Here is a 23,173-nt window from a genome sequence, read left to right on the forward strand (position 1 = left end):
TAATAGGCCGAGGGCTTATCTTTCATAAACCCTCAACAAAAACAACAACCATCGAAGACACCTTTGATGAGACTGTTCGCGTCCACGAACCAACTGTTGTAACACAGGTTTGGTCACCCGACGGGTGATCTCAAGAGTTACGGCGGCCATAGCGAAGGGGAAATACCCGGTCCCATCCCGAACCCGGAAGTCAAGCCCTTCAGCGCCGATGGTACTGCAACCGAGAGGTTGTGGGAGAGTAGGACGCCGCCGGACATAACTTTGCGCAGGGCCACCTCTTCGGAGGTGGCCCTGCTGCCATTTGTAGCCATTTGTGGGGCGATGTACCGAGCCCGTCGAGACGGATTGGCGTGGTCACTTTGCGCCGCGCCCGGTTGACGTGAGTAGCGACGCGGGGTTCCAATGTCATAGTTGGAGTCCGTATCACTATCTCGAACTAGGAGTTCCCATGGTCAAGAAGCTGATCATCGCCGCCATCGTCGCCGCGGGTCTCGGTGTGGCCATCAAGCTGGTTGCCAGCCGCTGATCCCCAGAGCTTCGTCTGTTGCCCGGTGCCTTCGAGGTGCCGGGCAACTGTCATCTCCGACAGGCTCGATACATCGCATTTGGTGCTCTGTCGTGCTTCCTCCTCCGGTGCAACCGCGGCGGGAGTGACGGGCTCTTCCTTTGTGCGGTCGACCGCAGCCAGGGACCGGCGCGCGCTGGGATGGCAAGGATGCCGCCCACCACGATGAAGAGCAGCACTCCGGCGAGGATGAGCAGGGACTCGACCGAGAACTGTTCCGCGAGCGGGCCGAAGACGACCATCGACAGCGGCATCGCGACAGACCATCACCATCACCAGCGTGAAGAGGACGAGGATCCAACGCACCTGCGGATGTGTGGAGGCATACTTCAGGCCGGCCCGTAGGTCACCGAAGTAGGAGACCTTCCCCGTGTCGGCACGGATGACGCGGGCCACCGGGACCAGCGCGAGGAGGCCTACTCCGATGACCGCCGTGATCGCGTCGATGAAGAAGGCGGCGAGCATCTGCTCGCCGCCTTCGTCGTTTGCGGGGTGGGTGAGTGCGGGCTCTAGCCGAGCAGGCTCTCGATGGAGGTGCGGATCTGGTCGTAGGCGAGCCAGGCGAAGATCAGGGCGCAGAGGGTCAGGCCGATGTTGGAGACCCACTTGCTGCGCCACTCCACGGGAGTGTGGCGGGTGTTGAGGAGCCAGAGCAGGGTGACCGCCAAGAAGGGCATGAAGAAGGCGCCGAGCACGCCGTAGATGAGGATCAGCCAGGTGGGCTCGTCAGCGAGCAGGAGCCAGATCATCGGGGGGAAGGTGAGCCAGAGGATGTAGGCGCGGTACCAGAGGCCACCGCTCTTCGCCTCGGGCTCGTCGGCCTTTCCGCGGATGGTCCCCATGAAGTCGGCGAACATCAGGCTGACGCCGTTCCAGACGCCGACCAGGGACGACATCGCCGCGGCCCAGAAGCCGATCAGGAAGAGCTTGCCGAACCAGTTGCCGTAGCGGTCGGCGAGCACGTTGGACAGGTCGAGCATCCCCTGGTCGCCGGTGCCGATGGCGATGCGCGCCGAGTAGAGCAGCTCGGCACCCACGATGAGGGTCGCGACCACGAAGATGCCGGTGACGACGTACGCAGTGGTGTTGTCGATCCGCATCACCCGCATGAACTTCGGGGTGTTCCACCCCTTCTCCCGCAGCCAGTAGCCGTAGGCGGCCAGCGTGATCGTTCCGCCGACGCCGCCGGCGACCGAGAGCACGTTGACCAGGGCGCCGTCCGGGATCGTCGGCGCCAGGCCCTTGAAGAGCTCGGGGAGGTTGGGCACGGTGATGATCGCGGCCGCGACCATGGTGACGAACATGATCCCGACCAGGCCCGCGAGGAACTTCTCGAACAGGCTGTAGCGGCCGGCCCACACGATGGCGAGGCCGATCAGGCCGGAGGCGATGCCCCAGACCTTCACCGAGGCGAACGAGAACAGCGCGGTCAGGGCCAGGCCGGTGCCGGCCATCGCCGCGGCGCCGTAGATGAAGCCCCAGATCACGATGTAGGGACCGAAGTAGATCGTCGTCCAGATGCCCAGACGCCGCCAACCCTGGAAGATCGTCTCGCCGGTCGCCAGGCTGTAGCGCCCCGCGCCCTCGACGAGCACGACCTTCAGGACACATCCGATGACCACGGCCCACAGCAGGGCGTAGCCGTACTTGCTGCCTGCGATCAGGGTGGCGACCAGGTCAGCGGCACCGACACCGGTCGCGGCGACGACGAGGCCGGGGCCAAGGATCCGCCAGCGCGGGGTTTCGGACGACTCGGTCCTCGCTGCTTGTGACATGGGCGACAGGTATACCCGGTTTTAGGGCAGTTCAGCGACTTTTTGCCGAAGTACGGCGCGCTCGCGGTCGTTGGCGCACATCTCCGCGGCCCGCTCCAGCTCCGTGCGTGCCTCGACGGTTCGGCCCAGCCGGCGCAGCAGCTCACCGCGTACGGTGGGCAGGAGGTGGGTGCTGTCGAGCCGTCTGTCCTCGGCGATCCGATCGACCAGCTCCAACGCGGGCATGGGCCCGTGGGCCATTGCCACCGCGACGGCCCGGTTGAGATCGACGATCGGGTTCGGCGCGATCCGCCCCAGGGCCTCGTAGAGAACGATGATCCGTTCCCAGTCGGTCGTCGCGACGGAGTCGGCGACCGCATGCGTCCCGGCGATGGCGGCCTGCAGGCCGTAGGGTCCCAGGCCGCGAGGCGTCGCCTGCTCCAGCGCGGCCAGCCCGCGCCGGATCGCACCCCGGTCCCATCGGGTCCGGTCCTGGTCCTCGAGGAGGACAGCATCACCGTTGCTGTCGGTGCGCGCCGGGAAGCGGGAGGCGGTCAGCTCCATGAGCGCGAGCAGGCCGTACGCCTCAGGCGCATCGGGCAGCACGCCGATCAGCACTCGGATCAGCCTCCGTGCTTCCCGGGCGAGATCGGTGCGGATCAGATCCTCGCCGGAGGTCGCGGTGGAGCCCTCGGTGAAGATCAGGTAGAGGACGTTGAGGACGCCGGGGAGCCGCTGTCCGCGCTCCTCGGGTGAAGGCGCCTCGAACGGCACCTTCGCGGCCGCGATCGTCTTCTTCGCGCGGGTGATACGAGCCTGGATGGTCGGCACCGGAACCAGGAACGCCCGAGCGATCTCCTCGCTGCTCAGGCCACCGACCACCCTGAGCGTGAGCGCCACCCGAGCCTCCTTCGACAGCACCGGGTGGCAGGAGATGAACATCAGCGCGAGAACGTCGTCGTCGATGCGCTCGATGTCCAGGTCGTCGGCGTACGCCTCGTCCTGGTCGTGGGCGATCGCCTCGTACTTCTCGCGCTGGACCCCGGCACGGCGGATCGTGTCGATCGCCCGCCGTTTGGCCGTGGTCATCAGCCAGCCGACCGGGTTGGCGGGCTGGCCGTCGCGCGGCCAGGAGACCAGCGCCTCAGCGAGGGCCTCCTGGGCCGCGTCCTCGGCGAGGGCGAAGTCGCCGGTGTAGCGCGCGAGGGCGCCGACGATGCGGGCGGACTCGATTCGCCAGATCGCCTCGACGGCGCGCGTCGCGTCACTCATCAATGTCTCCTCGTCGGGTGGTCTCGACAAGCTCGACCACCGGGTCCGTCAGAGCTGCCCGTTCTTGGTCCGCCAGTCGAGCTCCTTCTGGATCCACGGGTTGTCCTGGGGAAACTCGTCGATCGTCGGAACCCGACGGAGCTCGACGGCGGAGCCCGGGAAGTAGCTGAGCCGCTTGGCCCACTCGATGGCTTCCTCCTTCGAGGCGACCGAGATCAGGTAGAAGCCCCCGAAGAGCTCCTTCGTCTCGCCGTAGGGGCCGTCGGTGACCACCGGCGCCTCCTCCGCCTCGGTGTAGGTGACGACGGTGTGCTCCTCCGGGTCCAGGCCCTCCATGGCGAGCAGCACGCCCGACTTGATGAGCTCGTCGTTGAGTCGCCCCATCTTCTCGAGCATCTGCTCGAAGGGGATCTCGGCCATCGCGGCGTTCTGCTTGTCCTCGTCGATGGTGCGCCAGATCAGCATGTACTTCGGCATCTCGGTTTCTCCTGTGTCTGTCGGGCCGTCTTGCCGGCCCGTTCACCCCTTGGTCGAACGAGGTCTACGCGGGATCGACAACTCTGCCAAGAATATTTTCAGGGGTCTCGACAGGTGGTTCCTGACCTTGTCGAAGGGCTCGACCACCGGTGCTGGTGCTATGGGTAGGTTGGAGAGCGTGAAGATCTCGCTGTGGCCCAATCACACCTCCTCCACCGCCGACATTCTTGCCGAGGCGCAGGCGGCTGACCAGGCCGGTTGGTACGGCGTCTGGGTCGCCGACCACTACATGCCCAACACCGGCACCGAGGACGTGGAGGACGGGCCGACGCACGAGGTCTGGGGGATCCTGCCGGCGCTGGCCGCAACCACCCAGAACGTACGCATCGGCCCCCTCGTCTCCCCGACGACGATCCACCATCCGGCGCTGCTCGCGAACCGGTCCGCGACGATCGACCACATCGCCGGTGGGCGGTTCGTGCTCGGTATGGGTGCCGGCTGGCAGATCAACGAGCACAAGGCGTACGGCATCGACCTGCCGAGTGCGAAGGTGCTCGTCGACCGGTTCGAGGAGGCGATCGAGGTCACCCGCTCGCTGCTCGACAAGCCCCGTACGACCTTCGAGGGGACTCACTTCCAGCTAGCCGACGCTCCGTGCGAGCCGAAGCCGGTGGCCTCGCCGCTGCCGATCCTGGTCGGCGCCAAGGGCCCGCGGATGCTGAAGGTCGTCGCCAGGCACGCCGACGAGTGGAACACCTGGGGCACTCCCGAGAGCGCCGGCGCGGTGCGGGCCAAGCTCCTGGAGGCGTGCGAGCAGGTGGGTCGCGATCCCGAGACGATCAAGACGACCACCAACCTCATGCTCGATCTCGACGGTGCGAACCCGGGCGCTGCCAGGACGCAGACGGGCTCGGCCGGTGAGCTGCAGGACCTGATCGGTCGCTATGTCGCGGCCGGGTTCGACGAGTTCATCCTGCCGACGTGGAACCTGGGTGAGACGGGTGCCGAGCGGATCGAGCGGGCGGCCCAGCTCAAGGCCGAGGTCCTCGACCCCGCTCTCTAGGCAGAGCGGGCGAGGATCGCGCTGTTGATCACGTCGGTTCCCGCGGCGTCGACCTCGGGGTTGGCCTCCGCGACCACGGTCAGGCCGGCCAGAGCCTGCGGACCGACTGGCGGATAGAGCAACTTACGCAGCCCCCGAGCGCTCCGCGCCAGGACGAGGCCGCGCGGGTCGAGGTGGGTGACCGCCTGATCGAGCACCTCGGCCTTGGCGGCATCGTCGGCTCCGACCAGGCCGGCGAGGAGCACGACGTCGACGGGTCGTGGTGGCGTGGCCGCCGCGGCATCGGCGTGCTCGAACGTCACGCCGGCCGTGCCCAGGCGACCGGCCATGACGGAGGACAGCCGGATCGCCTCGGCGTCGTGGTCGACGCAGTGCACCGCTATCCCCAGGTCGGCCAGGCAGAACGCGGTCAGGGGCAGCGGCCCCGAGCCGAGCAGCAGAACCTGCCGTGGGAGGGTGCCTTCGCGGCGTACGGCAGTCAGTTCCATCTCCACGAGGAGTCGGTAGTTCTCGCGGTAGGGGAAGCGGGCGAACGCCCCCGCGGGGTCGGGGGAGCGGGCGATCCGGTCGGCCCAGGCCCGCTCGAGGGCATGCTCCCCCGCGGACGCAACCGAACGGAAGACGGCCGGTGAGTGTGAGGGCGGCAAGGCGGCCAGCACCGTATCGGCGGCCGGCTCGGGCACGCTCAGCACTGCGGTCACCAACCGGTTGAAGAGCGCGTCGACGACGATGCCGGGTGCCAGGGACTGCTGGTCGAGCAGGTCGTCGAGGGTGGAGACCAGACGTTCGTCGATGGCTTCGAACGCTCCCGGATTCACAACCGGTCACGATTCCACATCGGCGACGGCCGCTGCACGGTGTTCCGCCAGGAAGGCCGCTCAGCGGAACGGAAGCGATCGGCGCGGCATGCTTCTGGGACGATGTAGAACCACGCCGACCGGTTACGACGTACCCCCGCAAGCACGCCAGGAAAGGCGTCCAGGAAAGGGAAGAACCATGAAGTACGTCATTCTCATCCACTCCAACCCGCAGCCGTGGGGTCACCCGACGGGCGACTTCATCCCGGAGTTCCAGTCGCTGCCGCAGGAGACGAGGGAGAAGCTCAACGGTGCCTTCGAGGCGGTCCTGGAGGAGCTCTCAGCCAACGGAGAGCTCCTCGGCGGGCAGGCGCTCGCGGACCCGGCCTCGGCCAGGCTCTACCGCTGGGATGCCGGCGAGCCGATCGCCACCGACGGTCCCTATTCGGAGGCGAAGGAGCACTTGGCCGGCTTCTTCCTGATCGATGTGGAGTCTCAGGAGAGGGCTGAAGAGGTCGTACGCAGCTTCAGCGGGCCCGGTGAGACGGTCGAGCTGCGGCCGGTGGCAACCTACTGACATGACGGTGACCGGTGTCGAGGACGTGTGGCGGCAGGAGTCTGCCCATGTCCTCGGCGCCCTGCTCCGGGTCCACCCCGACCTTCCCGACTGCGAGGACGCCGCGCAGGAGGCGCTGATCGCGGCCAGCCGGCAGTGGCCCGGTGATGGCCTGCCGGCCGATCCGCGTGCCTGGCTGATCCGGGTGGCCCACCGGCGGCTCATCGACCAGATGCGCGCCGACACCGCCCGGAGGCGACGTGAGATCGCCGACGGGATGGCCCGGCGCCTCGACGAGACGGATCCCCCGGCCGTGGAGATCGGTTCGGTCTACGACGACTCGCTGCGGCTGATGATGATGTGTGCCCACCCTGCGCTGCGCCGGCCTTCCCAGGTGGCGATCACGCTGCGGTGCGTGGGCGGTCTGACGACGGCGGAGATCGCGGCTGCGTACCTGGTTCCGGAGGCGACCATGGGGCAACGCCTCAGCCGGGCGCGGGCGACGCTGAAGAACGAGGACTTCTGCTCGCCGGCGCCCGACGAGCTGCCCGAGCGCATCGCCTGCGTGCTCGACGTCTGTCACCTGATCTTCAACGAGGGCCACACCCGCACCAGCGGACCGGACCTGCAGGGGATCGAGCTCACCGATGAGGCGATCCGGTTGACCCGGATCGTGCGCGGCGTGCTTCCCGAGCACGACGAGGCCACCGGCCTGCTCGCGCTCATGCTGCTGACCCAGGCGCGCTCGTGCGGGCGCGTCGACCATCTCGGCGACCTGGTCCCGCTCAAGGACCAGGACCGCTCGCAGTGGGACCGCGAACTCATCTGCGAAGGTGTGGCGCTGCTCGAGGACGTACTCCCGCAGGGGGCGGTGGGACGCTTCCAGCTGCAGGCGGCGATCGCGGCGGTCCATGCCGAGGCGGAGTCGTACGAGGCCACCGACTGGCTCCAGATCAACCTGCTCTACGGGATGCTCGCCCAGGTGGCCCCTTCGCCGGCGGTCACGCTCAACCGGGCTGTCGCCGTGGCGATGAGCCTCGGGCCCGAGCACGGGATCGAGATCGTTCGCGACCTGCTCGAGCACCCGGCGATGCAGCGACACCACCGGGCCCATGCCGTGCTCGCGCACCTGCTCGAGCAGTCCGGCGACCTCGCAGTGGCCAGGGAGCACTACGTGCTGGCGGCGAGGCTGACCCGGAGTGTTCCCGAGCAGCGCTACCTGAACCGACGGATCGAAACGCTCGGCCGAGCGTAGTTGACCAGTCACACAGATATGCCGGGCAGGGGAAGAGATCGTTCAGCATCGCTCCGAACTTGGTTAGAGTGAGTCCATGGACGAGGGTCGCGTGCGCGCAGTCCTCTTCGGTCTTCACGACACGCTGATCCCGGGCGGCTCCAGAGCCGAGCGAGCGGCGATGGCTCGCGGGATGGGAGCGGACCTCGGGATCGACCCTGCCGCATTCGCCTCGGCGACGGCCGAGACGCTCGATGAGCGGACCCGCGGCCTGATGGCCAGCGTGCATCACACGGTGCGCTATCTGTCTCGGCGGCTGGGGGCGGTTCCCACCGAGAGCCAGGTCGAAGCAGCCATCCGGCGTCGTCTCGATTTCACGCTCTCCCTGCACGCCTCGACCTGGGCGCTTCCTGCCCTGAGCGCACTGCGTGCACGTGGCTTCGGCCTCGGCCTGGTCTCCGACTCCTGCTGCGCCACGACCGAGGTCTGGCCGGACAGCCCGCTCAGCGAATACTTCGGCGCGGCCTCGTTCTCGTGCCGGACCGGCGTGCGGAAGCCGGACTCCGGTGCCTACATGGTGGCCGCGGCCGCGCTCGAGGTGCCGACCACCGAGTGCGTCTACGTCGGGGACGGCGGCGATGGAGAGCTGTACGGTGCAGAGGCCTTGGGGATGAGAGCCGTGCGGTTCCTGCCCGAGGATCCGGCGCAGCGACCGGAGGTCGTGCCCGATCTCGATCTCGAGTGGAACGGCCCGACGATCGGTGACCTGAACGAGCTCGTCGCGATGGTCAGGGTGCCGGAGCCGCGCAACGGGTCCGAATCGCGGACTTTTGTGTCTGGAAATGTCGTGCCGTGGGGATCGAAGCGGTCGCGGCGCTGATGGCCGGCTGAGCGCGCTCGACCGACGCATGGGCGCGCCGACGGGCCATCACGCCCGGGTCAGGGTCCCACTCACGGGAGGCCGAAATGAGTGGAATCCGGGATTCGACCGATGATCCGGTCCGCTCCTCGGCACGGTTGCGGATCACTCTCGGATCGGTGTCCGGCGCGCCATGAGCTCTGTTACCTGTCCAGTGACAGTTTCTAACCGGAGGCCGAGGACCCCGCCTCGGGGAGTTCGCTCCATCAGGCGGCACCACAGGCGTGAATTCGGCAGGAAATGGTCGATGCCCCCTAGCCAGCCCCGGCAGAAAACGATAAGAATCGATCGACCGACAGGGAAGAATTTCTCCGACGCCGACCCCACATTTCGGAGTCAGGTTCCCAACAGTCATGGTTTGCCCCCGACGCCCTTGACGTACATGCTTACCTGTCAGTCGACAGGTTCATCATGTTTCGAGGAGGCCACGGGTGGCACTAGCTGCAGACCACAGCACGGACACGGTGCTGAACGCACGGGCAGACGCTCGCGCGCAAGCGGGACAGGTCAGCGACTGGATGCCGTACCTCCCAGCCTCGTCGAGCCCGTTCTGTCCCGAGGATGTGGCCGCGGACAGCCTGACGTGGGCCGAGACGGTCGCTCCCGGGGGCTACACCCACAAGGTCCTGGCCCGCGGCACGCGGCTCCGGCTCGAGGATCCGACCGGCGAGGCCTGTGCCCACACGCTCCTCTACAACGCACTCGAGCCGACCGAGCGGCTCAACGTCGCCGACACCCAGAAGATCCCGTGGCAGGCCTACCTCGGCGCCGGGCACCCGCTGCTCTCCGGTGACGGTCGGGTGCTCGCCACGATCCTCACCGACACCTCGGGGAGGCACGACGCGCTCTGCGGGACGAGCACGGCCGCCTGGAACGCCCTGCGCTACGGCACTGCGCTGCCCGAGGGGCCCGCGCCCGCGGGCCGCGATCTCTTCGTGAAGGCGGCCGCCAAGCACGGACTCGGCCCGGCCGACGTACCCCCTTCGGTGTCGTTCTTCCAAGGGGTGCGGGTCGCGGCGGACGGGAGCTTCGACTGGTTCGGCTCGTCAGGTGCCGGGACCGCGGTCGAGCTCGTGGCGGAGCTGCCCCTGATCGTGCTGATCGCCAACGTCCCGCATCCGCGGGACCCACGTCCGGAGTACATCGTCGGGCCGCTGCGCGTGCACGCCTGGCGTACGCCGGAGACCCACCCGACCACCCAGGCGGAGGAGCGTTTCGACGCCTCTCCCGAGGTGCGGCGGGCGTATCTGAACACACTCGACTATGCGGAGGCTCGGGGCCTGTGACTACCACGATCGACAACCCGGTGATGAGGCCTGTGACGACTGTTCCGGTTCCGACGGCCACCTATCTGACGCCCGACGGGCAGCTGGTCTCCAGCGTCCCGGTCGGCGCGTCGTACGCCGACGACCACACTCACCTGGAGTGGGGTGACCCGCTGGTGCCGGGTGCCGTCGTGCTGGACGAGCAGGTGGCTCCGCGGGCCTCGTGGTCGGGCGTCGTGCGGGCCGGGCAGGTGCTGACGATCGTCGACGTCGGGGGGAACCAGTCGGGCGACTGTCTGCTCTACAACGCGCAGCACACCGACGAGCGCTACAGCGCCCCGGACACGCTCGCGTGGCAGGACAACGCCTACATCCGTACCGGGACCGTGCTGCGCAGCAACCTCGGTCGCGCCCTGATGACCGTGGTCGACAACGAGATCGACCGCCAGGACACCATCGGCGGAGCCTGCTCGCGCGAGTCGAACACCCTGCGCTACGGCCACCATGTGATGTATCACCACGGCTGCCGGGAGAACTTCCTGACCGAGGGTGCCAAGCACGGGCTCGGCATGCGCGACATCGTCTCCAACATCAACTGGTTCATGAACGTGCCCATCGAGGAGGACGGTGCGCTCGGCATCGTCGACGGCATGTCCGCGCCCGGGAGGCGGGTCGCGCTGCGCGCCGAGATCGACACGCTCGTGCTGATCTCCAACTGCCCGCAGATGAACAACCCCTGCAACGACTTCAACCCGACGCCCCTGCGGATGATCGTCTCGGAGCCGGATACCGACCTCGAGTACGAGGCCGATTCATGACATCTGGCCCACCCTTCGACACCGTCCTCGTCGCGAACCGGGGAGAGATCGCCCGCCGAGTGATGCGCACGGCGCGCGAGCTCGGCATGCGTACGGTCGCGGTCTTCTCCGAGGCCGACCGGGCGGCGCCACACGTGCGGGAGGCGGACGAGGCCGTCTGTCTGGGCTCCGCGCCCGCACGGGACTCCTATCTCCGTGGCGATCTGATCATCGCAGCAGCCCTGCGCACCGGCGCGGGGCTGCTCCATCCCGGCTACGGCTTCCTGTCCGAGAGCGCCGCCTTCGCCCGCGAGGTCGAAGCGGCGGGAATCCGGTTCGTCGGCCCGACGCCGGAGCAGATCGGGGCCTTCGGCGAGAAGCACTCGGCTCGCCGGCTCGCCGAGAACGCCGGGGTGCCGATGTTGGCCGGCTCGGGCCTGCTCTCCGGTCCCGACGAGGCAGCCGAGGAGGCCGCCCGGATCGGGCTGCCGGTGATGGTCAAGGCGACCGGCGGCGGTGGTGGCATCGGGATGACCGCGTGCAGCTCGGAGGAGGACGTCCGGGTCGCTTTCGAGCGGGTCGCGCGGCTCGCTCAGACCAGCTTCGGCACCGCCGGGGTGTTCCTGGAGCGCCTCGTGCGGCCGGCGCGCCACGTCGAGGTGCAGGTCTTCGGCGACGGGCAGGGACAGGTCGCCGTGCTCGGCGACCGCGACTGCTCGCTGCAGCGCCGCAACCAGAAGGTGATCGAGGAGGCGCCCGCGCCGGCGCTCCCCGAGCACGTCCGGACCGTCCTGCACGACTCCGCGCGACAGCTCGCCAAGTCGGTCTCCTACCGCTCGGCCGGGACCGTGGAGTTCGTCTACGACCCGGTCCGCGAGCTGGTCTCCTTCCTGGAGATGAACACTCGACTTCAGGTCGAGCACGCGGTCACCGAGCAGGTGATGGGCATCGACATCGTCGAGCTCATGCTGCGACTGGCCGGCGACGGAGTCGCGGCCCTGCCGGACGAGCTCTTCCGCAAGTGCCCCGCACCCAAGGCGTACGCCGTAGAAGCGCGTGTCTACGCCGAGGACCCGGCCAAGGACTCGATGCCGTCGTCCGGCCTGGTGACGCGTGCGGTCCTGCCGGAGCCGACCGACTCCGTCCGGGTTGACTCCTGGATCGAGACCGGGCTCGAGGTCTCGCCTCACTACGATCCGCTCATCGCCAAGGTGATCGCCACCGGCGCGACCCGTGACGAGGCGCTGGACACGCTGGGCGACGCCCTCGCCCGGACCCGGATCGACGGCATCGTCACCAACGTCTCCGCGCTGCGCGCGATGACGACCTACGACGAGCTCCGCTCGGCGACGCACTCGACCTCGACGTTGGCCGAACGGGCCAAGCAGGGCAGAGGTGGCGACCCGGACCCGCGCATCGACGTCCTCGACCCGGGCGTGCTCACCACCGTCCAGGATCTCCCCGGTCGGGTGGGCTACTGGCAGGTCGGCGTCCCCCCGTCGGGGCCGTTCGACCCGGTCTCCTTCGCCGAGGCGAACCTGGCAGTCGGCAACCACCGGGGCGCCCCCGGGCTCGAGGTCACGGTGCCGCTCGCGACCGGCCGGACGACGTCCGGCGGGCCGACGTTGGTCTTCTCCGATCCCGCCGTCGTCTGCGTGACCGGTTCCCCCATGCCGGTCAGCGTCGACGGCGTCCCTGCCCCGCAGTGGGAGCCGATCGAGCTCCCCGCGGGGGCCACGTTGAAGCTGGGCCGCACCGACGGTCCGGGACTGCGGACCTACATCGCGGTCCGGGGCGGGCTGGACGTGCCCGAGTATCTCGGCAGCGCCTCGACGTTCACGCTCGGCGGATTCGGCGGGCACGCCGGACGTACGCTCCAGCGCGGCGACGTGCTCCGCCCTGGCACGGCAATCGACCCCCAGGCGCAGCCCGCAGCGACCCCGGCGTCGCGGCGGCCGGCGCTGACCAACAGCTGGCAGATCGGCGTCACCGAGGGCCCGCACGGCGCCCCGGAGTTCTTCACGCGATCAGACCTGGACCAGCTCTACTCGGCCGGCTACCGGGTGCACCACAACTCGGCCCGCACCGGCGTACGTCTGATCGGGCCGAAGCCGACCTGGGCCCGTGCCGACGGTGGCGAGGCCGGGCTGCACCCCTCGAACATCCACGACACCCCCTACACGGTGGGTTCGCTCGACTTCACCGGCGACACCCCGATCATCCTCGGCCCCGACGGCCCGTCGCTGGGTGGCTTCGTCTGCCCGGCCGTGGTCGCCAGCGGCGAGCTGTGGAAGATCGGGCAGCTGCGTCCCGGCGACACGGTGCGGTTCGTGCCGGTGCGCGAAGACAGGGCCGCCGGCCTGGTCGATCACCGTGCTTCCTTGGCAGTGGTCGGCGGCGCGGGTGGCGACGGCGACGACGGCGTCCTGGGCGGGCTGCCCGGAACTCCGGAGCGGCCGGAGGTCACCTACCGGCGCAGCGGGGACAACTCCGTGCTGGTCGAGTACGGGCCGATGACTCTCGACCTGGGTCTCCGGATGCGGGTGCACGCGCTGCAGTCGGCGCTGGCCGAGCACGCGCCTGCGGGCATCATCGACGTCACGCCGGGGATCCGGTCGCTGCAGGTCCACACCGACTCCTCGATCCTGCGGGCCGGCCAGGTCGCGGCGCTGCTGCGTGAGCTGGAGGAGGACCTGCCCGCCACCTCGGAGCTCGCCGTGCCTTCGCGGCGGGTGCGGCTGCCGCTCTCCTGGGACGACCCGGCGACTCGGGAGGCGATCGATCGCTACACCGCAGGCGTACGCGACGACGCGCCGTGGGCGCCGTGGAACATCGAGTTCATCCGCCGGATCAACGGGCTCGCCTCGGTCGAGGAGGTCCACCGGACCGTCTTCGACGCGTCGTACCTCGTCCTCGGACTGGGGGACGTCTATCTGGGGGCGCCGGTCGCGACGCCGCTGGACCCCCGGCACCGGCTGGTGACGACGAAGTACAACCCGGCGCGGACCTGGACGGCGGAGAACTCCGTCGGGATCGGTGGCGCGTACATGTGCATCTACGGGATGGAGGGGCCGGGTGGCTACCAGCTCGTCGGCCGGACCACGCAGGTGTTCAACCGGTTCCGGCGTTCCACGTCGGCCGGCGGGCTCTTCCACGACGATCCGTGGGCGCTGCGGTTCTTCGACCGGATCGAGTGGTACCCGGTCTCTGCCGAGGAGCTCCTCGAGCTGAGGGCGGAGGTCGACGCCGGTCGCGGTGAGTTCGAGACCGAGGAGGGCACCTTCTCGATCAAGGAGTACGACCGCTTCCTGACCGACAACGCGGGCTCGATCGCCGACTTCCGCGACCGGCAGTCCGCCGCCTTCGAGGAGGAGCGCGAGCGCTGGAAGGTGGCGGGAGAGTTCGACATCTGCGACCGTATCGACGCGCGAGGCGAACCGTCGGAGGTCGAGGTGCCGGACGGCTGCGTGCAGGTGACCGCGCCTTTCACCTCGACGGTCTGGAAGGTGGTCGCCAGCCGGGGGGCGCGGCTGGCGCAGGATGCGCCGCTGATGGTCGTCGAGGCGATGAAGATGGAGGCGAGCGTCCCGATACCGGTCGCCGGCGAGGTGGTCGAGCTCTACGTGAAGCCGGGCGAGCAGATCGTCCCGGGACAGATCATCGCCGCGGTGCGACCGGCCGTCGGAGCCGGGGCTTGATCCACTCGCTCGCAGGTGGCGCGGTCGTCCGCGCAGCGGAGGCACTCGACCGGATCGAGGCGTCGGACCGTCCGGAGATCTGGATCTCGCTGCGTACGAGTGCGGACTTGCTCGAGGAGGCCGCCGCGATCGATGCGAGGGTTGCCGGCGGTGAGGTCCTGCCGCTGGCCGGGCGCCTGCTGGCGGTCAAGGACAACATCGACGTGCGCGACCTGCCGACGACCGCCGGAGCACCTTCCTTCGCCTATCAGCCGGCCCGCGACGCCACCGCCGTCGCCCGGCTGCGGGCGGCCGGTGCTCTGGTCGTGGGAAAGACCAACCTGGATCAGTTCGCGACCGGGCTGGTCGGCACCCGGAGCCCCTACGGCCCGGTCCGCAACGCCTGGGACCTCACCCGGATCTCGGGTGGCTCCTCGTCGGGCTCGGCGGTGGCGGTCGCTCTCGGCCTCGTCGACCTCGCGCTGGGGACCGACACCGCGGGCTCCGGGCGGGTTCCGGCCGCGCTCAACGGCATCGTCGGGGTGAAGCCGTCGCGTGGGTTCGTGCCGGTCACCGGTGTCGTGCCCGCCTGCTACACGCTCGACTGCGTCACCGTCTTCGCCAGGGATCTCGCGGCCGCGCGGGCGGCGGCGGAGCTGATGGCTGGTCCCGACCCTTCGGACCCGTTGTCTCGTACGCTGCCTCCGGATGCCGGGCTGCCGCCGGTGCCGAGGGTGGCCGTGCCGACCGGCGAGCACCTCGACGGGCTCGCCCCGGGATGGGCTGACGCCTTCCAAGCCGCGGTCGCACGTCTGACGGCTGCCGGGGTCGAGATCGTCGAGGCCGACATCTCGCCGTTGCTCGATGCCTCACGGCTCCTCTACGACGGCGCCTTCGTCGCCGAGAGGTACGCCGCGGTCGGCTCACATCTCGAAGCCAACCGTGACCGCATCGGGACGGACCTGGACCCGACGGTCGCCGAGATCGTGCTCGCCGGAGCATCGCCCAGCGCAGCTGACTGGGCGCGCGACGTGGCTCTCCTGGCGCGCCTCGGTGCCGAGGGGCGAGCGGCGCTCGCCGGATGCTCGGCGCTGCTGACACCGACGACGACCTGGCACCCGACCCTCGCCGAGGTGGCGGCGGATCCCGTCGGCGCCAACGCTCGCCTCGGTCGCTACACGAACTTCGCGAACCTGCTCGACATGGCTTCGCTCGCCGTCCCTGCAGGCCAGGTCGACGGGCTGCCGTTCGGGGTGATGCTGACCGGGGCGTTCGGCAGCGACCGCACCCTGGCGGCGCTCGGCCACACGCTGCTCAGCCCGAGCGTCGATCTCTTCGTGGTGGGTGCCCACCTGTCGGGGATGCCGCTCAACCATCAGCTGGTCGAGGCCGGAGCCACGTTGCTGCGGCCGGCCTCGACCTCAGCCGACTACCGGCTGTTCGCCCTCGAGACCGTGCCGCCCAAGCCTGGGCTGGTCCGGACTGGTGGTGCTGAGACCGGGACGCGGATCGAGGGCGAGCTCTGGCGTGTCCCGGCCGCGGGCTTCGGAGCGTTCGTGGGCGGCGTACCTGCTCCGATGGCCATCGGGAAGGTCACGTTGGCGGACGGCTCCGTCGTCTGCGGCTTCCTCGTCGAGCCGTTCGCTGTCGAAGGGGCTGCCGACATCTCGTCGCACGGAGGGTGGCGCCATCATCAGTCTGAGCAGCGTCTTTGACTTCTGGCGGGAATGACGGACACCAAACCGACGGCATTCCCTCTGGCGGAACGCGATCCTGTTCAGAGGTCCGAATACGGGTCACACTGGGCACGGATCCGCCAAATTCGTCGCCTCGGGAGGATGCCGTGCCAGCTTTATCGGTTCGTCATGCCATACCGTTTGTCTACGAGGACGGCAACCCTTCGGCGGGACTTTCGGCACTATTCTCTAGGGGAAGAAGACTCTTTCGAATCTTCCCCGAAACTCGGGAGGCCGCTTAGATGACGTACATGACAACTAGGCGTTCTCGGCCCGGCCGCCCCAGGCATGTGCCCGACTCGGGCACCGCCTCCCCGCGCGATCAGATCCTCGAAGCCGCTGCGAAACTCTTCGTGTCGCAGGGTTTCGCGGCGACCTCCACCCGCGAGATCGCCGACCAGGTCGGCATCCGCCAGGCTTCTCTCTACTACCACTTCGCCGGCAAGGACGAGATCCTTGTCGAGCTGCTCCGCACCACGGTTCGTCCGACCACGGACAAAGTCGAGAAGATCCTCAATCAGGTGCCACCCCTGAACGTCGAGACAGCCCTTTATCTGCTTGTTCTCGTCGATGTACGCACGCTTGCGGACGTGCCGCACAACGTCGGCATGCTCTACCTGCTGCCGGACGTGACCAAAGAAGAGGTCTACGTCGACTTCCGCGAGGAGCACGACAAGCTGGTTGAGGCTTACGCCGATCTCGCCAGCAGGGTGGCCACGGAGACGGTGCTGTCGACGATCGGTCTCAAGCAGCTGGGCAACATGCTCATCCAGCAGGTCGAGGGTGTCATCAACATGCGCACCGAGGACCCGGTCCGGCGGATCTCGTGCCCGGAGGCATGGGCGATCGCTGCCACGTGTCTGCGGATCTGCGGTGTCAGCGAAGCCAAGATCATTGCTGCGAACGACGTCGCCGTGGACATGCTCGACGACTTCCGAGAGGACAAGGTCCGCGAGGTCGCCTGACACGGTTCCAACCAGGCTGACAGCACAGTATTGGTGGGCACGGGCGGCGCGTGTGAGTTGCCCCGATGAGGCTTGACCGACACACTTTCCGAGCCCTTGCCCGCTTCCCCCACCACAAGGACCCCCACACGTGTGCAATGACCCTTCCGGAGGCCTCTGATGGCCCGGAAGCAGACAGCCATCCTCTCCGTCAACCGCGGTGTGACGACGCTCAACGGCTTGGTGGTGGATCATCCGTGGGGGGAGGATCCGCATCAGGCAGGCATACGTGCCGTGCGCGAGCAGCTCGCCGGCCCGAGCCGCAAGTCCGTCGAGGTCGTCGCGACCGACGACGACGCCCGGGTCCGGATGCTCGTCCATCCCGACGGTCGGGTCACCGACATCGAGCCGCTCGAGGTCTTCGGGACGTACGCGTCGCCGGGGCAGGCCCCCGGGGCGGCATGGCTTCCTGCTGCCGCTGCGCCGACGGTTGTCCAAGGGGTCGTCGAGCCGGTGGAGGAGCCCGAGCCCGAGCCGGAGGAGCCGTACGTGCCGCCGGTCCTGGCGGTTCCGGCGCCTGTTGCCGAGCCGGAGCCCGAGCCGTTGGAGCCCGAGCCGTTGGAGCCCGAACCTGAGCCCGACCCGGAGTCGGAACCCGAGCCGCCGTCGACGCCCCCGCCGGCGCCACCGACAGGGCCGCCGCCGGCCCCGGTGCTGATCCCTGAGCCGATCCCTGAGGCGGAGCCCGGGCCTGAGGCGGAGTCCGTCGCTGAACCGGTCTCCAGGAAGTCGTCCGGGCCGTTGGTGCCGTTGCACCACATGGAACCGGGCCCGTACCGACGGTCTCGGATGACCCGTCGTGGTCGGGTGGTGCTGGTCATCGCCGCCGTGCTCCTGCTGATCCTGGTCTACGAGGTCGTACGCGGCGTCGTGACCGGCTCCGACGCGGACTCGTCCGACAAGAAGGAACCGCAGAGCGAGCAGTCGGCGCCCAGCGCCGCGGCCAGCGACGAGGTCATCGAGCCGCCGTCAGAGGCGACCTCGCCGAGCGCGCCGCCGTCCTCGGACCGGGTCGAACCGACCCCGAAACCGACACCGAAGCCGACCCCCACGCCGACCAAGAAGCCGAAGGCTGAGCCCGCGCCCACCAGGAAGCTCTCGGTGGAGGCGATCGCGATGACCGAGGCCATCGGACTTCGGATCGACACCAGCAGACTCCCGGTGACGGCCAGGATCGCGATGGATCCGTGGGGCGAGCCGGAGCGGTTCACGCGTACGGTCATGATCACCGAGCCCAACCAGCTCGTCGTGGTCAAGCCGGTCGCCTCCGGCCACGCCGAATGGAGCGTCCGGGTCGACGGTGCCGCGAAGGTCACCGGCTACACGCACTCCTGGCCCAAGGGCGATCGCGAGTTCATCAGGCGCTGATCGCCGCTCCGGGACGGACGGATTTGCTACCACGGTCGGATGTGGCGGCCTTCGGCCCCGGCGTACGCTGCATGAAACGTGTTCCTGTGCCTCGGAGGTCTCGCATGCCGCTCAAGATCACGCCGCCCGTCGGCGCTCGCTCGATTGCCGGACGGACGCTGGGCTGGACGCTGGGGCCGGTGGAACGCACCGCCAAGCAGGGGGTGCGCTGGGCGCTGGGGCACGGGTTGCCGCGTACCGCCATCGTTCGGTCCGCCAGAAAGGGTGACCTGCAGGGTGACCTGATCCTGAGCGGGCCCGGGTCGCACACCTTCGACCTGGTCGACCTGTTCGAGGAGTTCCGTGCGCGTGGGCCCCTCTATCAAGGCGGCTTCAGCCATCTCGCCGTCGATCACGAGGTCATCAAAGAGGTGCTGACCAGCAACGACTTCGTCACCGGGTTCTTCGCGCCCGACGAGTCGGGGACCGGTCTGCTGGCGCGAGCGGCGACCTGGTCGGCCAGCGACGTGTTCGCTCCGCTCCAGCCGCCGTCGCTGCTCGCGACGGAGCCGCCGGAGCACACCCGCTACCGTAAGTTGGTCACCCGGGTCTTCACCGTGCGAGCGGTCGAGCGGCTGCGGACTCGCACCGCGGAGATCGCCCAGGAGCTCCTCGACGACCTGGAGAAGGAAGCCGCCTCGGGTGCCCCCGTCGACCTCGTCACCCGCTACTGCGGGCTGCTCCCCATCACGGTGATCTCCGAGGTGCTGGGTGTCCCCGTCGAGCTGCGCGAGCGGATGCTGGAGCTCGGCAAGGGCGCGGCGCTCAGCCTCGACATCGGACTGGGCTGGCGGACGTTCCGAGAGATGGAGACGTCGCTGGAGGAGTTCGACACTTGGCTGCGCGGCCATCTGGCCTATCTCGCCGATCACCCCGGCGACGACCTGCTCAGCCAGCTCGTCGCGCTCCGCGACGACGGCGACCGGCTCAGCGACAAGGAGCTGCGCGCCGTCGCCGGCCTGGTTTTCGCGGCAGGCTTCGAGACCACCGTGAACCTGATCGGTAACGGCATCGCGCTGCTCCACGACAACCCCTCGCAGCTCGAGGTGCTCGAGGCACGGCCCGACCTGTGGTCGAACGCGTCCGACGAGATCCTGCGGCTCGACCCGCCCGTGCTGCTCACCGGCAGGGTCGCTCGGCGGAACTCGACCATCGCCGGCCAGGAGATTCCGCGCGGCACGATCATCAACACGGTGCTGGCCGCAGCCAACCGCGATCCGGCCGTCTTCACCGACCCGCACACCTTCGACGTCACCCGGGAGAACGCCCGCGACCACCTCTCCTTCTCCAGCGGCCGTCACTTCTGCCTCGGCGCAGCGCTGGCCCGGATGGAGGGCGAGATCGGGCTCCGGCTCCTCTTCGAGCGGTTCCCCGACCTCGAGCTCGTCGGCGACCGCGAGCGCCACCCCACCCGCATCCTCCGCGGCTACTCGCACCTGCCGGCCCGGTTGCTCTGACCCGCCGAGGCGTCAGGTAGGTCAGTCGAGACGTCACTCCCGTCGGTCGAGTCGGCACCTCCGTGCCACTTCGGCCGACGGGAGTGACGTCTCGGCGGTCAGTGTTCGGCGGCGTCGAGGAGTCGCTGACCCAGGGCGGCTACGCAGCGGCGTACCTCGTCACCCTGGACCACGCGGAACGGGACGGCGCGACGGGCGAGCTCCTGGGCGTACCAGTCCGGGCTGTTGGTGCTCCCGACGAGACGGCAATGCCCGTCGTCGATGGGCTCGAGGCGGCCCAGGACGCGGGGGAGATAGCGGTCGACCTGCGCGAACGGGGCCTCGAAGACGACCTCGACCGAGTAGGCCCAGCCCTCGCCGAGATGTTCCTCGACCTCGGTGACGGGATCGATCTCAGGGCGTACGAAGGCGGTCTCCTCGATATCGACCGCGGCCATCCGGTCGACCCGGAGCACCCGGCGTGCGTCCGCGGTGTGGGACCAGCAGAGCAGGTACCAGCGGGCGTGGCGGACGACGACCGCCCACGGGTCGACGACCATCTTTCGCTCGTTGCCGTTCTCGGTCGTGTAGGTGATGGTCGTCCGCCGCTGGGAGTCGCATGCCTGGACCAGGCTGGTGGTGATGTCCGGGTCAGGGGTGGCGGCGCTCTGGTCAGGGACGGCCGAGATCGTACGCCGCACCGCGGCCACCGTCTGCGACAGCGACTCCGGCAGCACCCGGCCGATCTTGCCGACGGCGCTGCCGACGGGGCCGGTGGCGTCGGCGATGTCGTGGTGGCCGTCGAGCAGGGCCATCACCAGGCCGAGGGCCTCCGCGGTGGTGAAGATGAGCGGCGTACGCATCCCGCGGCCGAGTCGGTAGCCGCCGTACGGGCCGCGCTCGGACTCGACCGGAATCCCGGCCTCCCGCAGGATGGCGACGTAGCGGCGGGCGGCGCGCTCGGTCACCCGAAGCCGCTCGCCCAGCCGTTCGGCGGTGATGCCGGGGGAGGACTGCAACAGCTCGAGGGTGAGCAGTGCCCGAGCTGTCGGGCTCTCGTCGTGTCCCATCGTGCGGCTCCCGGAATTGGTTCGTCCGGATTCAGATTAGTCCGTCGCTCTCGGCGTGGCAGGTCCCGTACCCTTACCGGCATATGAGACTTCTGCTGATCAGACACGGCCAGACCCCGAGCAACGTCTCGGGGGCGCTCGACACTGCCTTCCCGGGCGCGGGGTTGACCGAGCTCGGCCTCTCGCAGGCCGCAGCGGTGCCTGACGCGCTGGCGGGGGAGAGGATCGCGGGGCTGTACGCCTCCCGCCTGATCCGTACTCAACTGACCGCCGAGCCGCTCGCCGCCCGGACCGGGTTGCCGTTGGTGGTGCAGGAGGGCTTCGAGGAGATCAACGCCGGACACCTGGAGATGGCCACTGACAAGGAGTCGGTGACGGCCTATCTCGAGGCGCTCGCCGACTGGATCGGCGGCACTCTCGAGACCCCGGTCCCGGGCGGCGAGGCGGGCCACGAGTTCCTGGCGCGCTACGACGCCGCGGTGCAGGCCGTGGCCAAGCAGCACGAGCCCGATGACACGGTCGCGATCGTCTCGCACGGCGCCGCGATCCGGATGTGGACGGGGCTGCGCACCACGCAGTCGCCGGCATTCGGCGATGACAACCGGATCCGCAACACCGGCCTCGCGGTCGTCGAGGGCAGTCCGGACGAGGGCTGGACGACGATCTCCTGGAACAACGACCCGCTGGGTGGCGCCCACCTGATCGGTGAGGGATTCTGATCCTCCGCTCGCTCCTGCTCTTCGCCCTGGCCGCGGTCGCCGAGATCGGTGGCGCCTGGCTGGTCTGGCAGGGGCTGCGGGAGCACCGTGGTTGGCTCTGGGTGGGCGCTGGGTTCATCGCGCTCGGCCTCTACGGGGTCGTCGCCACGCTGCAGCCCGATGCTCACTTCGGGCGGATCCTGGCTGCGTACGGTGGGGTCTTCGTCGTCGGCTCGATCGCCTGGGGGATGGCGATGGACGGCTTCCGGCCGGACCGCTGGGACATCGCCGGTGCGGCACTGTGCCTGGCCGGGATGGGCGTGATCATGTATGCGCCACGTGGGTGAGGATGGGGTGATGGGTTCCGAGGAAGTGTCGCCGCGTACCTTCGTCCCGGTCGCGCGCGGAGAGCGGCCCCGCCGCAGCCGGAGTACGGCTCGCGTGCTCCTGATCGACGATCGCGACCGGATCCTGCTCTTCACCGACTCGGACCCGGGGGTCCCGGGGGCGCGCTGGTGGATCACTCCCGGCGGCGGCATCGACGACGGTGAGAGCGAAGTGGTCGCTGCCGTGCGCGAGGTCGAGGAGGAGACCGGCCTGCGGATCACCGAGGCCGACCTGCTCGGGCCGACGATGCGACGCACCGTCGTGCACGGCTACAGCGACGTGGTCATCGACCAGCAGGACGTCTTCTACGCGTGCTGGGTGCCCGAGTTCGAGGTCTCCATCGCCGGTCACACCGAGGAGGAGCAGCTCACGATGTCCGGCCACCGCTGGTGGACACGCACGGAGCTCGCCACGACCGACGAGGCGATCTGGCCGGCGGTGCTCCTCGACCTGTGGAAGGACGCCGAGGTACGCCGCGCCGCGGCCACCTCCGGATCGGCTGACCCTGTCGAGGCGGCAGATGGCGGATGCGTGGAGGAGTCGACCGTTCCGGCCTGACGGCCAGCCCGCAACCGCACCGCAGCCGACCATCCCTCAGGATGGTCGGCTGCGGTTCTTGCGAGATCTGGTCGTAAGGCCCCCGGTATGACGAGATCTCTGGTGTGTGTCGTCGCATCGGGTGCGGACCCCCCCGATCGGCACGTGCGACGACACTCAGTCCGTGGAGCGGCCCCCCGGCCGCGCCCTGTGCCGCCCCCTCGGTCGGCGCAGGGCGTCCAGCCACAGCCTCAGGCTGTGGGCGACGGACCGACGATGGTTGCGCATGGTCAGCGAACGGCCCCGAGCGCGACGATGCCGACGGCAGCCGCGGCGGCGACGCCGAACATCGTGGTGCCGACGGCCGGCGGCATCCCGCCGCGGTGCTTGTGCTCGGACGGGTCGTTCTTGCGGATGCTGCGTACGGCGTCGAGGACGTTGTTGCGGATCGACTCGACGGCGGTCAGGTCACTGCGGTGACGTGCGGTGATCGTGGTGGTAGCCATTGGTTCTTCCTCTTCT

At 69.1% G+C, this 23,173-nt stretch carries 21 protein-coding genes and 1 rRNA gene; 15 read left to right on the top strand and 7 right to left on the bottom strand.

Translation table 11 applies throughout. The features are described from left to right. Positions 1 to 138: 138 nt before the first annotated feature. A 5S ribosomal RNA gene (gene rrf / locus ABZZ22_RS12845) occupies positions 139 to 255 on the top strand. Positions 256 to 436: 181 nt separating this feature from the next. Here rrf and ABZZ22_RS12850 read toward each other — a convergent pair. From ABZZ22_RS12850 to ABZZ22_RS12865, 4 genes are read right to left on the bottom strand one after another with little or no spacing between them, the layout of a single operon-like run. Then, entirely contained in the window at positions 437 to 1,030 is a 594-nt protein-coding gene (locus ABZZ22_RS12850; protein ID WP_354931628.1) for a hypothetical protein, read from the bottom strand. 44 nt (positions 1,031 to 1,074) lie between these two features. Then, the gene (locus tag ABZZ22_RS12855; protein ID WP_354931631.1) at positions 1,075 to 2,340 is read right to left on the bottom strand and encodes an Nramp family divalent metal transporter; all 1,266 of its coding nucleotides are present in this window, start codon (positions 2,338 to 2,340) and stop codon (positions 1,075 to 1,077) included. A gap of 21 nt (positions 2,341 to 2,361) precedes the next feature. Beyond that, entirely contained in the window at positions 2,362 to 3,591 is a 1,230-nt protein-coding gene (locus tag ABZZ22_RS12860; RefSeq protein WP_354931634.1) for an RNA polymerase sigma factor, read from the bottom strand. A 48-nt stretch (positions 3,592 to 3,639) separates the two neighbouring features. Next, positions 3,640 to 4,068, bottom strand: coding sequence for a YciI family protein (locus ABZZ22_RS12865; RefSeq protein ID WP_354931637.1), 429 nt, complete (start codon positions 4,066 to 4,068; stop codon positions 3,640 to 3,642). A gap of 178 nt (positions 4,069 to 4,246) precedes the next feature. Here ABZZ22_RS12865 and ABZZ22_RS12870 point away from each other — a divergent pair, with 178 nt between their 5' ends. Then, positions 4,247 to 5,131: an LLM class flavin-dependent oxidoreductase gene (locus ABZZ22_RS12870; protein WP_354931640.1), complete on the top strand. Its 885-nt coding sequence runs from the start codon at positions 4,247 to 4,249 to the stop codon at positions 5,129 to 5,131. Here the strand turns inward: ABZZ22_RS12870 and ABZZ22_RS12875 are convergent. Further along, positions 5,128 to 5,949: a nicotianamine synthase family protein gene (locus tag ABZZ22_RS12875; RefSeq protein WP_354931643.1), complete on the bottom strand. Its 822-nt coding sequence runs from the start codon at positions 5,947 to 5,949 to the stop codon at positions 5,128 to 5,130. The genes ABZZ22_RS12870 and ABZZ22_RS12875 overlap by 4 nt on opposite strands. A gap of 178 nt (positions 5,950 to 6,127) precedes the next feature. On the opposite strand from ABZZ22_RS12875, the gene ABZZ22_RS12880 reads away from it, so the two are divergent. The 10 genes from ABZZ22_RS12880 (at position 6,128) to ABZZ22_RS12925 (ending at position 19,980) form a co-directional block, all read left to right on the top strand. Continuing rightward, complete coding sequence (locus tag ABZZ22_RS12880) at positions 6,128 to 6,505, top strand: YciI family protein (protein ID WP_354931646.1); 378 nt, start codon at positions 6,128 to 6,130, stop codon at positions 6,503 to 6,505. Position 6,506: 1 nt separating this feature from the next. Next, positions 6,507 to 7,739 (top strand): sigma-70 family RNA polymerase sigma factor, encoded by a 1,233-nt coding sequence (locus ABZZ22_RS12885; RefSeq protein ID WP_354931649.1) that lies wholly within the window; start codon positions 6,507 to 6,509, stop codon positions 7,737 to 7,739. A gap of 76 nt (positions 7,740 to 7,815) precedes the next feature. Then, positions 7,816 to 8,598 carry an HAD family hydrolase gene (locus ABZZ22_RS12890; RefSeq protein WP_354931652.1) on the top strand — a complete coding sequence of 261 codons (783 nt, stop codon included), beginning with the start codon at positions 7,816 to 7,818 and terminating at the stop codon, positions 8,596 to 8,598. Between the two features lie 470 nt (positions 8,599 to 9,068). Continuing rightward, positions 9,069 to 9,923, top strand: a complete 855-nt coding sequence (locus tag ABZZ22_RS12895) for an urea amidolyase associated protein UAAP1 (RefSeq protein ID WP_354931655.1) — start codon at positions 9,069 to 9,071, stop codon at positions 9,921 to 9,923. After that, positions 9,920 to 10,720, top strand: coding sequence for an urea amidolyase associated protein UAAP2 (locus tag ABZZ22_RS12900; protein ID WP_354931658.1), 801 nt, complete (start codon positions 9,920 to 9,922; stop codon positions 10,718 to 10,720). Before ABZZ22_RS12895 ends, ABZZ22_RS12900 begins: the two co-directional genes overlap by 4 nt. Then, a complete protein-coding gene (gene uca, locus ABZZ22_RS12905; protein WP_354931661.1) occupies positions 10,717 to 14,397 on the top strand; it encodes an urea carboxylase in 3,681 nt (1,226 codons plus the stop codon). Before ABZZ22_RS12900 ends, uca begins: the two co-directional genes overlap by 4 nt. Further along, positions 14,394 to 16,091: an allophanate hydrolase gene (locus ABZZ22_RS12910; protein ID WP_354931664.1), complete on the top strand. Its 1,698-nt coding sequence runs from the start codon at positions 14,394 to 14,396 to the stop codon at positions 16,089 to 16,091. The genes uca and ABZZ22_RS12910 overlap by 4 nt, the downstream gene beginning before the upstream one ends. 272 nt (positions 16,092 to 16,363) lie before the next feature. Then, a complete protein-coding gene (locus ABZZ22_RS12915) occupies positions 16,364 to 17,077 on the top strand; it encodes a helix-turn-helix domain-containing protein (protein WP_354931667.1) in 714 nt (237 codons plus the stop codon). A 159-nt stretch (positions 17,078 to 17,236) separates the two neighbouring features. Further along, the gene (locus ABZZ22_RS12920) at positions 17,237 to 18,484 is read left to right on the top strand and encodes a hypothetical protein (RefSeq protein ID WP_354931670.1); all 1,248 of its coding nucleotides are present in this window, start codon (positions 17,237 to 17,239) and stop codon (positions 18,482 to 18,484) included. Positions 18,485 to 18,588: 104 nt separating this feature from the next. Further along, the gene (locus ABZZ22_RS12925; RefSeq protein WP_354931673.1) at positions 18,589 to 19,980 is read left to right on the top strand and encodes a cytochrome P450; all 1,392 of its coding nucleotides are present in this window, start codon (positions 18,589 to 18,591) and stop codon (positions 19,978 to 19,980) included. Between the two features lie 98 nt (positions 19,981 to 20,078). On the opposite strand, the gene ABZZ22_RS12930 is transcribed toward ABZZ22_RS12925, so the two are convergent. Beyond that, positions 20,079 to 21,029, bottom strand: a complete 951-nt coding sequence (locus ABZZ22_RS12930) for a WYL domain-containing protein (protein WP_354931676.1) — start codon at positions 21,027 to 21,029, stop codon at positions 20,079 to 20,081. Positions 21,030 to 21,112: 83 nt separating this feature from the next. Here ABZZ22_RS12930 and ABZZ22_RS12935 point away from each other — a divergent pair, with 83 nt between their 5' ends. Genes ABZZ22_RS12935 through ABZZ22_RS12945 form a run of 3 tightly spaced genes read left to right on the top strand, consistent with a single transcriptional unit; the run spans position 21,113 to position 22,672 of the window. Then, a complete protein-coding gene (locus tag ABZZ22_RS12935; RefSeq protein ID WP_354931679.1) occupies positions 21,113 to 21,748 on the top strand; it encodes a histidine phosphatase family protein in 636 nt (211 codons plus the stop codon). Further along, positions 21,742 to 22,074 (top strand): YnfA family protein, encoded by a 333-nt coding sequence (locus ABZZ22_RS12940; RefSeq protein WP_354931832.1) that lies wholly within the window; start codon positions 21,742 to 21,744, stop codon positions 22,072 to 22,074. The genes ABZZ22_RS12935 and ABZZ22_RS12940 overlap by 7 nt, the downstream gene beginning before the upstream one ends. A gap of 10 nt (positions 22,075 to 22,084) precedes the next feature. Beyond that, on the top strand, positions 22,085 to 22,672 hold the full coding sequence (locus ABZZ22_RS12945; RefSeq protein ID WP_354931682.1) for an NUDIX domain-containing protein: 588 nt from the start codon (positions 22,085 to 22,087) through the stop codon (positions 22,670 to 22,672). Between the two features lie 269 nt (positions 22,673 to 22,941). Here ABZZ22_RS12945 and ABZZ22_RS12950 read toward each other — a convergent pair whose 3' ends face one another. Then, the gene (locus ABZZ22_RS12950) at positions 22,942 to 23,157 is read right to left on the bottom strand and encodes a hypothetical protein (protein ID WP_354931685.1); all 216 of its coding nucleotides are present in this window, start codon (positions 23,155 to 23,157) and stop codon (positions 22,942 to 22,944) included. Positions 23,158 to 23,173 lie beyond the last annotated feature (16 nt).

The sequence above is a fragment of the Nocardioides sp. NPDC006273 genome (genome assembly GCF_040613495.1).
Classification (GTDB): domain Bacteria; phylum Actinomycetota; class Actinomycetes; order Propionibacteriales; family Nocardioidaceae; genus Nocardioides.